Source organism: Vibrio sp. QJM3NY_21, assembly GCF_057785975.1.
In genome coordinates, this window is record NZ_CM173513.1 from 2,568,111 (window position 1) to 2,581,977 (window position 13,867).

Below are 13,867 nucleotides of genomic sequence, written 5' to 3' on the forward strand. Positions count from 1 at the left end.
CAATGCCAATTACTCAGCAGCGGTTGAATGGTCTTTAGCTAAGAATTCTCTAATGATCCCTAAGTCACGGGTACGTGGGATAGGCGGTAAACTCGCCAAAAACACACCACCGTAATCGCGGGTCACCAAGCGGTTATCGCAAATAATCAAAGCACCATTATCACGCTTATCACGTATTAATCGGCCAACACCTTGTTTCAAGGTAATCACTGCGTCTGGTAACTGTACTTGTGCAAAAGGATCACCCCCTTTTAGTTTACAGTCCTCGATTCGAGCCTTAAGTAATGGGTCGTCTGGGGCGGTAAAGGGCAATTTATCGATGATAACACAGCTTAACGCGTCGCCCCTAACATCGATACCTTCCCAAAAGGCACCAGTGGCCACCAGCAATGCGTTACCTAACTCCATGAATTCGGCTAAGGTTTTTTGCTTACTTGTCTCACCTTGTAACAGAACTGGAACCGAGAGCGTTTCACGGAATCGCTCCCCCAACTCTTTCATCATGCTGTGTGAGGTGCACAAGAAGAAACAGCGACCTTGGTTTTGCTCAATCACAGGGGTCAACATTCTTACTAGCTTATCCGCTAAGCCCGGGCTATTTGGTTCGGGAAGATAGCGAGGCACACACAAACGCGCCTGATTTGGATAGTCAAACGGGCTTGGCAGTGAAAACTGTGCTGACGGTTTTAACCCGAGTCGAGAGGTGAAATGGTCGAAATCATCCGACACCGCTAGCGTTGCTGAAGTAAACACCCAAGCACCCGGTTTAAGCTCGATTTGTTCGTGGAATTTATCGGCAACCGAAAGAGGCGTGATGTGCAAAGCAAAGTGTCGTGGCGTAGTGTCATACCAATAAGAATAACCGGTAATCGACACGTCACATACACGTTCAATGCGCGATTTGATCATAGTGGCACGTTCAAAAGCCGTGTCTAATAACTGGCTTCGACCCAATGCTAATTTCAATACATCGACTGCAAGCTGCAACGCATCTTGTAAACGCACTAGCTCTCTCGCGATCGACTCTGACTTCAACGCTTCACGCCAGTTACCGCGAAATCCTGTGTCGCCGAGCACAATACGTAGATCAGCTGACGATTGAATCAGCCTCTCGCCAACCTTTTGCAACTGACGCATGTCTTTGGCTTCAGTCCGGTAAGCAATTTCAATGTCTTTAGCTAGCTCTTGGATTTGTCGGCTTGATACTGATTGTCCGAAGTACTGACTGGCGATATCTGGGAGTTGATGCGCTTCATCGAAGATAAACACATCGGCTTCAGGTATCAGCTCACCAAACCCGGTTTCTTTGATCGCTAAATCCGCGAGGAATAGATGGTGGTTTACTACGACAACATCCGAATCCATCGCTTTTTTACGCGCCTTAAGCACAAAGCAATCAGTGTAGCTTGGGCATTCTTTGCCTAAGCAGTTGTCGTTAGTTGAAGTAATAGTTGGGATAATTGGGCTATCTTCAGCAATGTCATCACAATCGCCTAAGTCACCAGTTTGAGTCGCCGAAGACCAACTGCGCACTTTCACTAACTGCGCTAACAATGTTGGATCGGTATGAGTGCCATGACTTTCGATCATCTGGCGGCTCAAGCGGTCTAAACACAAATAGTTTGAACGACCTTTCAGCAGGGCAACCTGACCATAAAAGCCAAGCGCATCAACCATTAATGGTAAGTCACGATGAAACAACTGCTCTTGAAGGTTTTTAGACCCCGTACTGATGATAGTTTTCTTGCCACTTAGCAGCGCTGGCACGAGGTAAGCAAACGTCTTGCCGGTACCTGTCCCCGCCTCAACAACCAGTTGGCTTTGTTGCTCAATGGCTTGTGAGACCGCTTCAGCCATATCCAGCTGAGCTTGTCGTGGTTGAAACCCAGGGATCGCTTTACCCAGAGCACCATCAGCAGAAAACGTTTTAGATATCATAGAGTACGTGGTTTAGAAAAATAGAAGGCGAATTATGGCAGGTTTAGTGAGCCGGCGCGAATCAGAAATGACTGCGCACCGGAGGTGTCTATCGAATAGAACATGGCAGGCTAAGTCCTTCTTACCAACCTAGCCCAAAACAAATGAAAGGGTTGTTTAACTACTTGCGATTCAAATAACGAGATAACCAAGGCGCACCAGAAAAACCGGAATCACTTGGTTGCATAGCTTTAGCAGCATCAGTCGGCGAGGCCTTGCTTTCCCACATTTCATCAAGAACGTTGCCGTCCACCTGAACATCACCCACTAATGAATTTACACGCTTACAATATAACTTTTTCGCTAGTAACTCTTTATCCATAAATGATCACCTATGCATGGCTGAAAATGTTGGCTCGCTCTAGTGGGACTTGACCGAGAATGTCGGTTAAAACCGTCAGAAATCTAACCTCTACCTAAATTTATTAAGCCTCTCAATTTATTAATCCCCTAAATGAACGGTAGATTTTGTTGAAACCAAATTGATAATAGATTAATTATAACGGTGATATTGCGGCTCAGTTCACCGTTCGACGGCCTGCATTAAATTTGAAGAATCCCGATTGCATATAAAAAAGTGCAACATTCATGGAAGTAAGATGCAAATGGAAAGAAAAACTTTATTAACACATTGTACTGACGCCCCAGGCCTCATCTCAAAGATCACCAACATTTGTTACAAGCACCAACTCAATATTATTCACAACAATGAGTTCGTTGATAACACTAGTGGTCACTTCTTTATGCGTACCGAGCTAGAGGGTTACTTCAATGACGAAACCTTGCTTGCCGATTTAGACCAAGCGCTGCCAGAAAAGACAAAACGTAAGCTTGTTGATTCATCTCGTAAGCGTGTCGTGATACTCGTGACTAAAGAAGCGCATTGCCTTGGCGATATTCTGATGAAGAACTTCGATGGCAGTTTGGATGTAGAAATTGCCGCTGTTGTTGGCAACTACGATACCCTACAAAGCTTAACCGAGCGTTTTGATATTCCTTACCATCATGTTTCTCACGAAGGATTAAACCGTGAAGAACATGAGAAGAAGATGCTTGAAGTGATTGACCAGTATGAGGCGGACTATCTGGTTCTTGCCAAATACATGCGAGTGCTGACTCCAGGCTTTGTTGAGAAGTACAACCACAAAATCATCAACATTCACCACAGCTTCTTGCCAGCATTCATTGGTGCTAAACCATACCAGCAAGCTTATGAGCGCGGCGTAAAAATCATTGGCGCAACAGCGCACTTCGTGACAAACGATCTCGATGAAGGGCCAATCATCAAGCAAGACGTGATTCCAGTGGATCACAACTTCAGTGCGAAAGACATGGCTCAAGCCGGTCGTGACGTAGAGAAGAACGTGTTGAGTAAGGCTTTAAACAAAGTGATCAATGATCACGTGTTTGTTTACGGTAACAAGACTGTGATTCTGTAAGTCGCTTATTTAAGTAATACTTCCAGTTAGAACCCAATAAAAAACGCGCAACAGGGTTAACCCATTGCGCGTTTTTTGTATCTGGTGATTAGACTAGCTTTTAGAGATTCCCAACTATTCTCGGCTCAAATTAAGCCTGTTCTGACTCAACAATCTTCTTCAAAGAGTGTGGATGCAGCTTAATACAAATGCCTTGATGTTTAAAAGCCACCGTTGGGTTATTCAAACGTTCACCCTCGCCTTTCGGGCTAGAGAGTTTTACCTTAATGCATTGCTCTGCCAAAGTTTCAAACTTAGCAGCGAACTGCGGGTAAGTCTCTTTAAGATCCGCCAGATACTCATCAGCCGTTTGCGCGTGAGAAGGAATCACAAACTCGACATGTTCCCAATCTTGGCTTGGATAAATTTTACCTTCTGCTGGATATGGCAACTCTAAGCACTCAATCTTCCAACCAAGGCTTTGCAATGGCTCATCGAAAGCCAACACCACAATTGGACGGCCATTGATCATCGCTTCTGAAATCGTAGAGCCATATTCAGACCAAGCCAGATGAGCTGATTTCGCAAGCTCAGTTTCATTGATTCTTAATGCAATATGATCCGCTTGAGCAAAGCTTAAATCTAAACCCAATGCATTTCCTAGGTTCTCAATTTTCGCCATAAACGTATCAAGGCGCGCAATCATTTGTTGTGGTTCTAGTTCGGCTTGCTTCAGGCTCATCGTCATTGTCTTTGTTCTCCAAATAATGGCTGCATGGTATCAGTTTTACTTTCAGCAACAAGCGTTGCTTTTACAAAAAAACGTTCAAAAAGTACGGTGTCTTACTTTCCTAAATAGACAAACTTGGCTTGGTCAAAGTCGATTGTCAAAAACCCCTCAGGAAATGTTAATTTTCTATCAATTCGACCTATAAGAAACCCCACAAAATTGGTATGATTAACGCCATTTTTGTGAACTTAAACAGAGTCTGTTGTTCATTTCGGCATTAAATCGTTAACTCGAAGCATAATTAACCAAATTTAATACCCACGAAATAACGGCCACTCTTATTCATCCTTGAATTGAAGGAAACGCGTGTGAATATCCAAGCACTGATTAATGACAAAGTATCTCAGGCTCTAGAAGCCGCTGGCGCACCTGCAGGCTCTCCTGCGGCTGTTCGCCAATCTGCAAAACCACAATTTGGTGACTACCAAGCAAACGGCGTTATGGGCGTTGCTAAACGACTAGGCACTAACCCTCGAGAATTTGCTCAAAAAGTATTGGACGTTCTAAACCTAGACGGTATCGCTTCTAAAGTTGAAATCGCAGGCCCGGGTTTCCTTAACATCTTCCTAGATGAAGCATTCCTAGCACAACAAGCAGAAGCCGCTCTTGCCGATTCTCGCCTTGGTGTTACAGCCGCTGAAGCACAAACGATTGTTGCTGACTACTCTGCACCAAACGTTGCTAAAGAAATGCACGTTGGTCACCTTCGTTCAACCATCATCGGTGATGCAGTTGTTCGTACTCTAGAGTTCTTAGGTCACAAAGTTATCCGTGCTAACCACATCGGTGACTGGGGTACTCAATTTGGTATGCTTATCGCAAACCTTGAGCGCGTTCAGGCTGAAACAGGCGAAGTTTCAATGGAACTTGCTGACCTTGAGCAGTTCTACCGTGAATCTAAAAAGCTTTACGACGAAGACGAAGAATTCGCAGTTAAAGCTCGTGGCTACGTAGTGAAACTGCAAAGCGGCGACGAATACTGTGCTGAAATGTGGAAAAAGCTGGTTGACGTAACCATGGTTCAAAACCAACGTAACTACGATCGCCTGAACGTATCACTAACACGCGATGATGTGATGGGTGAAAGTATGTACAACCACATGCTTTCAAACATCGTTTCTGACCTACAAGCACAAGGCCTAGCAAAAGAGTCTGACGGCGCACAAGTTGTATTCCTAGATGAATACAAAAACAAAGACGGTGACCCTATGGGCGTTATCGTGCAAAAGCGTGACGGTGGCTTCCTATACACCACTACCGATATTGCTTGTGCTAAATACCGTTTTGAAGAACTGGGCGCAGACCGCGTACTTTACTTCATTGACTCTCGTCAGCACCAACATCTAATGCAAGCTTGGACTATCGTTCGTAAAGCAGGTTATGTTCCTGAGTCTGTATCTCTTGAGCACCACGCGTTCGGCATGATGCTAGGTAAAGATGGTAAGCCATTTAAAACTCGTGCGGGCGGTACCGTACGTCTAGCAGATCTTCTGGACGAAGCAGAAGTGCGTGCAACTCAGCTGATTGAATCTAAAAACCCTGAGCTAGCAGAAGACGAGAAGAAAACCATCGCGAACACAGTTGCAATGGCGGCGGTTAAATACGCGGACCTTTCTAAGCACCGTACCACTGATTACGTGTTCGACTGGGAAAACATGCTGGCATTTGAAGGCAACACAGCACCGTACATGCAGTACGCGTACACTCGTGTAGCTTCAATCTTTGCTAAAGCAGGCATTTCTATGGACTCTCTTGAAGGTGAAATCAAAATCACTGAAGAGAAAGAGAAAGCACTTATCGCGAAACTTCTACAATTTGAAGAAGCGGTACAGTCTGTTGCTCGTGAAGGTCAACCGCACATCATGTGTAGCTACCTGTTCGAACTTGCTGGTCAATTCTCTAGCTTCTACGAAGCGTGCCCTATCCTTGTGGCTGAAGATGAAACAGTTAAACAGAGCCGCCTGAAGCTTGCTGCACTGACAGCTAAGACTATCAAGCAAGGTCTGTCTCTTCTAGGTATCGAAACTCTAGAACGCATGTAATTCCCTTCGGGTTACAATGAATAAATACAAAGGTTGATGTGAGAGCATCAACCTTTTGTTTTATCTAACGTATACTGATACCAATCGTAGTAAATAACTAATCATCCTAGCTGGTTAAAACGCTCGATAACTGCGTTAGAATTTTTGATTGTAGAATAACTACTTATCAAAAAAATCTGCCTTGTTCTCAAACCTTTTTCCTGCGCTATTTCTGATCATTTACTTACTGTGATCGGTATGACCTCAAGAAATCGAAATGGATAATAATAATGAGCTTTGAACTTCACCCACAGTTAGCAAAAGACACCACGCTTATTGGCGAATTTCCACTAAGCTTGGCGCTGCTAAGCAAAGACAGTGCTGTGCCTTGGGTTATCTTGGTACCAAAACGTGCCAACCTAAAAGAGTTGCACCATCTGCCAATGAAAGAACAACAGCAGTTCTTACTTGAGTCTCAAGCGGTAAGCCAAGCATTAGAAGCTACGTTCCAACCAGACAAGTTAAACCTAGGCGCGCTGGGTAACATGGTGCCACAACTGCACATTCACCATGTTGCACGTTTCAAAGACGACATCGCGTGGCCAGGTCCAGTATGGGGCAACACCAAAGGCGAGCAACGTAGTGAAGAACAACAAGCCGCAATCCATACTCGCATTCAAAACGTTTTATCGCTGAGCTCTATCTTCAAGAAAGCGTAATTCGAGTTCATCTCATTACGCTTTAAAGCAAGGCTGTTCAGAATAGACACATGACAAAAAGCCGCTCATCTAAAATAGGTGAGCGGCTTTTTTATTGTCTAATCTCGCCGTTTTCAACGAGAGTATGAAGCTCTGAACTACATCATCACATTCAGTGACAAACCATCTTGTTTGCTGATGGTGTAACGAATACGTGTTGTATGTCCATGCTTGTTAGTATCGATCAAGCGAGATATCTTACCTTTCTTGACCCACACACTCAGCATCGCATCGACACCGTCTTCGCTCATTCCAAACTTAGACGCGAGTTCACTACGAGCAGCAACACCTTCGTTATCAATGTATTGATGAAGTTCAGTTAAAATCATACTACTTGCACCTCTAATGCTTTCTGCTTACTGCCGACTTTCTTGAAGACTCGATACGTCAATACAAAGCCACCAGCAATCGCCACCATCCATACAGCACTACTCACTGGGTGTACTGCGAAATTTGCTGCTTGGTAGTAGAAGGTTGCACCGAAGTAACCAAGAGCCATTGTCCACACCGCAATGAAGCGGGCAAACGTCTGACCAAACTCACGAACATAAGCGCCCATCGCAGCAACACAAGGTGTGTAAAGCAGGATAAGAATCAAGTAAGCAAACGCAGCGTGGCCTGATACAAACTTGTCTTTCAAGTTACCAAAGATCGAAGTATCAACCTCTTGATCTGCAGCCACAGAGCTTGAGTCAGACAAGTCGCCTACTTCAATGCCTAATGGATCTGAATAGCTCAAACCAGCTAGGTTTTCAGGGATGGTCATGACGGCTTCTTGCAAGCTTGCTGCTAAATCGAATTCAGCCGCTTCTTCGTCTGATGGCGTCGTGTACAAGCTATTTAATGTACCGACAACCGCTTCTTTCGCAAAAATACCCGTAATAATACCAACCGTTGCAGGCCAGTTCTCTTCTGTAATACCAATCGGTTGGAATACAGGCGTCACGACTTGTGCCGCTTTAGATAACACTGAATTCTCGCTGTCTTCGTTACCAAAACTGCCGTCCATACCTAATGAATTCAGGAAGCTAAGAATAGCCACAACCATTACGATGGTTTTACCTGCGCCAAGCACGAAACGTTTCAGCTTCTGCCAAGTTTTCAGCATCACGTTTTGCACGGTCGGCAACTCGTAATCCGGCATCTCCATAACCAAGCTATCACTGCTACCAGGATAGATAGTATTTTTAAGGAATAAGCCCGTAAATACAGAAGCAACAATACCCATGATGTACAGAGCGAATACTACATTTTGTCCCGCACCAGGGAAAAACGCAGCTGCGAATAGTGCGTATACTGGCAAACGAGCACCACATGACATAAACGGAGCCATTGATGCTGCCAGTTTACGTTCACGCTCTTGGTCAAGAGTACGAGTTGCCATGATTGAAGGTACGTTACAACCAAAACCAAGTACTAACGGAACAAACGCTTTGCCCGGTAAACCAATCTTCTGCATCACTTTATCAAGTACAAATGCTGCACGAGCCATGTAACCCGAGCTTTCTAATACCGCTAAGAACAAGTAAAGCGCGGCAATAACCGGAATAAAGGTCGCAACCGTTTGAATACCACCGCCGATGCCATCGGCAAGAATGGTGACTAGCCAAACCGGTAAATGGCCATCTAATAAGTGGTGTCCACCATCAACTAATATTGCGCCAACACCAATATCAAAGAAGTCGATAAACGCACTACCGATATTGATAGAGAACATGAACATTAGGTACATGATGACGAAGAAGAAAGGAATACCGACCCATTTATTCAAAATGAATTGGTCTGCTTTCTCAGTAAAGTTACGGCTTAGTTTACCTTCACTGCGACGAACACGTTTACAAAGGTCATGTAAGAAAGTGTATTTAGCGTCAGCAACAGCAAGGTCAATATCGAAATCGGCACCTAGGCGCACACTGTCGATTTGAGTACGAGTTTGAGGAGCCAATCCGTTCAATACTAAGTAATCATTTTCTAAAGCACGAATAGCCAGAGCTCGGTGAGATACGTCAGCATCATCAAATTGTGACTCAACAGAAGGGATAAGAGCTTCTAACGCGGCATCGTAATCAATAGAGATAGGATCAAGACTCACACCTTGAACAAGCAGTTTATGCAGACGCTCTTTAAAACGTGCAACTTGGCCTTTGTCGTTTGCAGACAAGCTTAAAACTGGACAGCCAAGCTCTTTCTCTAGCGCTTTAAGGTTAATCACCTGACGCTCACGCTTTAATACATCCATCTTGTTCAATACAACGATCATTGGGCGACCCAACTCTCGTAATTGTAATGTCATGTATAAGCTTCGTTCTAAGCAGCTTGCATCTACAACATTGATGATCACATCTGCAGGGTGAGTTAGCACAGCACGAGACGCGATAGATTCATCGATACTGTTCGCATCATTACCACTGTCTAGTGCGTAGATACCCGGTAAATCCGTTAGCTGAAACTGATCACCAGCGTGCGAATACAAACCCGTCTTCTTTTCTACAGTTACACCAACCCAGTTACCAACGTGCTGCTTAGCACCAGTTAAGGCGTTAAATAATGTTGTTTTACCACTATTCGGGTTACCAACGGTAAGAACTTGATAATCCATTTAGATAACCTCGATTTGTTCTGCAATGCTTTCACGAATGGCGATAGAAACACCTCTCACCTCCACTTGAAGTGGATCACCCATCGGCGCACGACGGATTAGCGTCACCTCAGTTTTTGGCAACATGCCCATAACCATAAGTTTTTTTCTAACGTCCGGTGTTAAGCCTGTTAGTGCAACAATAGAAGCCGCTTTTCCTTGATCGAGTTGTGAGAGTTTCATAAATGCCCAATTCGTGACTGATAATGAGAAAGATTGTTATTACCGCCATGATACACATACATGACCACAATTCCATTGTGTGAAATCAATGTTTTCGAAAATACATACTCGTAAATTTCGTTAAAAACGTTTACGTCAAAAACGTTACTTTCAACAAACAACGAGAACTACCTCACTAGTACCAATCAAGGAAAACCAACACAAATCATTAATTATCAACAACTTAAAATAATGTCGGTTTTCTCATGGCCATCTGTCGTTAATTTTATAAGTAAAATAAGTGGGCAGACGTATAGTTACTCCAACGAAGAGAAACTACTTCTCTTTAATTTTATTCCAGAGGTGATGTGGCTTGCCATATCACTCCGGCAGCAAGCGAAGGTGTCCTTGGCACCCGTGGTATAGTCCCCCCGGCTATACCACGATATTTTTTTTCTTCCTTTTGTTTTATCCCAACAGCCTTTTAAACGCCCCACAGCTCTCTATCTCGTATCTCGTATCTCGTATCTCGTATCTCGTATCTCGTATCTCGTATCTCGTATCTCGTATCTCGTATCTCGTATCTCGTATCTCGTAGAAGCATAAAAAAGCCCCAACACGAATGTCGAGGCTTAGAGTATCTTTATCTATGTGGAAGTAGAGTAAATCCGCAGCTCACTACTCTTCGCTGTTTTCAGCAAACTTAGATGGCGACATACCAAAATGGTGCTTAAACCTCTGACTGAAATAGGAAGGGTCATTAAAACCAGAATCAAACGCGACGTCTGAGATCTTCTCTCCCGCAAGTAACCGCTCGCACGCATGCTCTAAACGCACTTCATTCAAGTGCTCTTTAAAGGTCTTGTTATAAGCCGATTTAAAGCGTCTCTGTAAGCTTCTCTCTGACATGAACAAGTACTTAGCAGCAGTTGCAGTACTGAACTCTGCATCGGCGTAGTTTTCGCTCACAAGCTGCGACACTCTGTTTTTCCACTCTTGTTCAGCACTCAACCTTTGTTGCTCTGGCGTTGAAGCGGCAAGTTTAATGGTTTCTATCTGCTCAATTGTGCTGGCTTCCAGATTATCCAGCACTTGATATTCAATCGGCCACGAAAGCTGAACCTTATTTTGATAGTCAGAAACAAACGCGTTCAGTTCACCACCACTCTGATTCATCAATAGAGGTAATTTTTCGATATTTAGATCAGTCGATTTTCCGGTGTTGTCACTCATGCTTGATGCCAATTTAGGAAAAGGCATCCCATGATCTCGAATCGTAACGACAAGATGCTCCTTCACTTCTTCAACCAGAACCACCATGCTTTGTGACTTAAAGTTTCTCTTGATGATGCTCGCAACCAAGTTGTTGAAAATAATATCGAGATTAAAATACAGTAAGGATACGTATCGTTGTTTGGTATCAACTCTGATATCCAGTTCAATACCCGCTTTGGCTAAATCATCTTGCCAAGCTTTGAGTACCGCTTCTAAGATCAAAATTATATCGTAACTGACCTTCCCTTCTCCTTGAGGTGTATTGCTCAATTGAGCCAAGCCATTTTTCAGCGTTAAGATTGGCGACTTGCCTTTCTCATTCCAATTCGGGAGCATCGCTGCAATATGATTAACTTCAGATGAGAGTTCATTTGCTGTGTGCGATACAAGCGCACTCTTAACTGATAGCTGCTTTTTAAGCTGTTGATTGGTCGTCAACAGAATGCGGCTTTGGTGCCTCAGTTGATCGGTTTTTAATGCAACTTGCGCTTTTAGGTGTCTATTGGCAAAAGTGACATAACGCGAACGCCAAAAGACCAAGATAGTCACAATACCAATCAACAGCACCAGAGAGCTTGCGGCAGCCCAATTAGTAAGATACCAAGGCTCAGCGATTGAGAAGCTTTGATTCGTTGACACAAAGCGATAATGCGAGTCCTTAACGGGTTTAACTTCCAGTGTATAGTCCCCCGGAAGAAGATGGTCGAGCGTTAACAAGCCTCCTTCAAATTCACTCCAAGGTTCATCGTCGCTCAGGCGATACTCCATCGCAGGGGCAAACGTCGCAGGTAGAATACCCAACTTAAAACTCATAGATGAACCATAAGGGATCTCATCCAAATCAGCTGTCTTACCACCTAGTGATACGGTTTGCTGATCAACACTGATCTTACTCAGTAATGCTCGACTATGGGGTGTTGTTGATACCAATAACTCATCAGATAACGCACTGACTACGCCATACTTTGATCCAAAAGTAAGCCTCGTAGATTGGCTGCCTTCGCTGTCAAACAAGTCGCATGCCCCTGCTGCCAGTTCATTGGTGATCAAGCCAAATGGTGAACCGATATGTTTATGCAGTTGCCCATCCAGTCCGTAATAGCTGATACCTTTCGAAGAACCTAACCACACACCATTGTCATCGCTTATTAAGCAATTTGGGCTAATATTGTCTTCAACAAGCATGACCTCTTGAATAATAGAGCTGTCATAAGGGATTCGATACACGCCATAACTGCTCGCAAACCATTGAGCCCCATCCTTCGCTTTTTCAATATCGACCACTTTGCCAAATCGTTCGCTTGAGCGACTAAAGCTAATCCGTTTATCAATAAAAGAGTAGAAGCCGTGGTCAGTGCCTATATATATACGACCTTGTAACCCTATATTGAGAGCCGTGATTTTTGCTGGCAAAAACTTATCAACTAACCAGTCAGTACCGTACCCCGTCAGCTTCATGGTTTCGATAGATAACGAATAGAGGTTTTGCCCCGATGTTATCCAAAGTACGTTATCAGCTTGAAGCGCAAAGTTCTCAACGTGTACCCCCTTGATAGACCTTGGTAAACCGAGTTCTTCAGGCTCTAACGTATTGGTATTAAAACTAATAATACCTTCTTCAGTAGCCAACCAAATGGAAGAACCAAAGATCTCAAAGTCCTGTACCGAGTTGGAATAAACACGAATTGGATTCTCTTTGCTTTGAGCATCGACCAAATAGAGGCCAAGTGAGGAAGCAACCCAAGATAATTGTTCACTAACCGGCTGTACTTTGTTTATCACGACACTACTTGAGTGCATCCCCATACCCGTTAATGGCGTTCTTGAGAATGTCTTACTGAACAGTGAGAAATATCGGATGCCGTTATTTGTCGCAACCCACATCCCACCAGCATGGTCGTTGATTAACGAATATATTTTCTCTCCCGGTAACGAGAAATCTTGGTTAGCGGCTTGTTCGAATCGTGTAATTTGACCCGTAATGAAGTTGTAACTAATGAGTCCATGCTCTGTGCCAATCCAATATTGGTCTGAAGTTTCAGCAAGCGAGAGAACGTGCGACCCTTTTATTTTGTTCTCTTTATCTGGATTCGCGAGATCAACAATCACCGCCCCATTTAAAGTGCCGATCACTAACTCTCGTCTAGCATTAGAAAAATAAACCGTCTCAATATGGTGCTTATCTGATGCAGTGATGTGAGTAAACTCTTGCGCCTCGGAAAGGTAAGCACCAGAACTGGTCGCGAGTACCCATTTTGACAACACCCACTCCGCATCGTTAATCGCAATATCACTACTATTGTTGTATCGATACAGTTTGAGTAGTGAGTAGGTGGTAAATTCTAAAGATTGAGTGTTGTATGTATAAAAATTACTGCCATCTGTGACCCAAATATAATCACCTGATGAGCCTATATTCGTGATCTCAGCACCCGGGCTTAAACTAAACGCAAGTTCATTGCCAATCCCCGGATTATGTCGGTACACCTCATTATCAAAAAATGTCCAAAACTCATCGTTAAGAAACGCGACTCTTTCTGAAGAAAATTGCAGAAGGCTACCCTTTCTAGGGAATAGGGTTCGGCCATCATAAAAGAGTACTTTTCCATGGACATCATGAACCCATAGCCCGCCACCGGCACCTAAGTACAAGTTTTTAGCCGCAAGAAAATTCCCTTGCGCTTGAACGGGCAAAGGGTAGAAAACGGAGGGTGATGTATTTACCGCGAGAACGCTAAATGAAATGCTCATTAACATGAACATTCTGAAGATAATTCGATACAACTTTTCATCCTGAACAGCAATAACACATGAAATTATGGTGTCCA

General features: G+C 43.9%; 10 protein-coding genes. 3 read left to right on the top strand and 7 right to left on the bottom strand.

All coding sequences use genetic code 11. From position 1 onward, the window contains the following. Positions 1 to 9: 9 nt before the first annotated feature. Both yoaA and AC3CID_RS11285 read right to left on the bottom strand, forming a co-directional pair. Entirely contained in the window at positions 10 to 1,938 is a 1,929-nt protein-coding gene (gene yoaA / locus AC3CID_RS11280) for a DNA repair helicase YoaA (RefSeq protein ID WP_488526558.1), read from the bottom strand. Positions 1,939 to 2,098: 160 nt separating this feature from the next. Further along, entirely contained in the window at positions 2,099 to 2,299 is a 201-nt protein-coding gene (locus AC3CID_RS11285) for a hypothetical protein (protein WP_017088027.1), read from the bottom strand. 283 nt (positions 2,300 to 2,582) lie between these two features. Between AC3CID_RS11285 and purU the strand changes: the two genes are divergently transcribed. Next, entirely contained in the window at positions 2,583 to 3,416 is an 834-nt protein-coding gene (purU, locus tag AC3CID_RS11290; RefSeq protein WP_026012229.1) for a formyltetrahydrofolate deformylase, read from the top strand. A gap of 130 nt (positions 3,417 to 3,546) precedes the next feature. On the opposite strand, the gene AC3CID_RS11295 is transcribed toward purU, so the two are convergent. Then, the gene (locus tag AC3CID_RS11295) at positions 3,547 to 4,143 is read right to left on the bottom strand and encodes a VOC family protein (protein WP_488526559.1); all 597 of its coding nucleotides are present in this window, start codon (positions 4,141 to 4,143) and stop codon (positions 3,547 to 3,549) included. Between the two features lie 350 nt (positions 4,144 to 4,493). Here AC3CID_RS11295 and argS point away from each other — a divergent pair, with 350 nt between their 5' ends. Then, positions 4,494 to 6,227: an arginine--tRNA ligase gene (gene argS / locus AC3CID_RS11300; protein ID WP_488526560.1), complete on the top strand. Its 1,734-nt coding sequence runs from the start codon at positions 4,494 to 4,496 to the stop codon at positions 6,225 to 6,227. Positions 6,228 to 6,496: 269 nt separating this feature from the next. Beyond that, positions 6,497 to 6,925: an HIT family protein gene (locus AC3CID_RS11305; protein ID WP_146453981.1), complete on the top strand. Its 429-nt coding sequence runs from the start codon at positions 6,497 to 6,499 to the stop codon at positions 6,923 to 6,925. 137 nt (positions 6,926 to 7,062) lie between these two features. Here AC3CID_RS11305 and AC3CID_RS11310 read toward each other — a convergent pair whose 3' ends face one another. From AC3CID_RS11310 to AC3CID_RS11325, 4 genes are all read right to left on the bottom strand, one after another. Continuing rightward, a complete protein-coding gene (locus tag AC3CID_RS11310) occupies positions 7,063 to 7,293 on the bottom strand; it encodes a FeoC-like transcriptional regulator (protein ID WP_017074512.1) in 231 nt (76 codons plus the stop codon). Continuing rightward, positions 7,290 to 9,563: a Fe(2+) transporter permease subunit FeoB gene (gene feoB, locus AC3CID_RS11315; protein WP_428785448.1), complete on the bottom strand. Its 2,274-nt coding sequence runs from the start codon at positions 9,561 to 9,563 to the stop codon at positions 7,290 to 7,292. The genes AC3CID_RS11310 and feoB overlap by 4 nt, the downstream gene beginning before the upstream one ends. Continuing rightward, positions 9,564 to 9,785: a FeoA family protein gene (locus AC3CID_RS11320; protein WP_488526561.1), complete on the bottom strand. Its 222-nt coding sequence runs from the start codon at positions 9,783 to 9,785 to the stop codon at positions 9,564 to 9,566. Positions 9,786 to 10,442: 657 nt separating this feature from the next. Then, positions 10,443 to 13,802 carry a helix-turn-helix domain-containing protein gene (locus AC3CID_RS11325; protein WP_244212197.1) on the bottom strand — a complete coding sequence of 1,120 codons (3,360 nt, stop codon included), beginning with the start codon at positions 13,800 to 13,802 and terminating at the stop codon, positions 10,443 to 10,445. Between the last annotated feature and the right edge of the window lie 65 nt (positions 13,803 to 13,867).

Coding starts and splice junctions, on each gene's coding strand:
- yoaA (WP_488526558.1), bottom strand. CDS start 1,938: ATGATATCTAAAACGTTTTCTGCTGATGGTGCTCTGGGTAAAGCGATC.
- AC3CID_RS11285 (WP_017088027.1), bottom strand. CDS start 2,299: ATGGATAAAGAGTTACTAGCGAAAAAGTTATATTGTAAGCGTGTAAAT.
- purU (WP_026012229.1), top strand. CDS start 2,583: ATGGAAAGAAAAACTTTATTAACACATTGTACTGACGCCCCAGGCCTC.
- AC3CID_RS11295 (WP_488526559.1), bottom strand. CDS start 4,143: ATGACGATGAGCCTGAAGCAAGCCGAACTAGAACCACAACAAATGATT.
- AC3CID_RS11305 (WP_146453981.1), top strand. CDS start 6,497: ATGAGCTTTGAACTTCACCCACAGTTAGCAAAAGACACCACGCTTATT.
- AC3CID_RS11310 (WP_017074512.1), bottom strand. CDS start 7,293: ATGATTTTAACTGAACTTCATCAATACATTGATAACGAAGGTGTTGCT.
- feoB (WP_428785448.1), bottom strand. CDS start 9,563: ATGGATTATCAAGTTCTTACCGTTGGTAACCCGAATAGTGGTAAAACA.
- AC3CID_RS11320 (WP_488526561.1), bottom strand. CDS start 9,785: ATGAAACTCTCACAACTCGATCAAGGAAAAGCGGCTTCTATTGTTGCA.
- AC3CID_RS11325 (WP_244212197.1), bottom strand. CDS start 13,802: ATGTTCATGTTAATGAGCATTTCATTTAGCGTTCTCGCGGTAAATACA.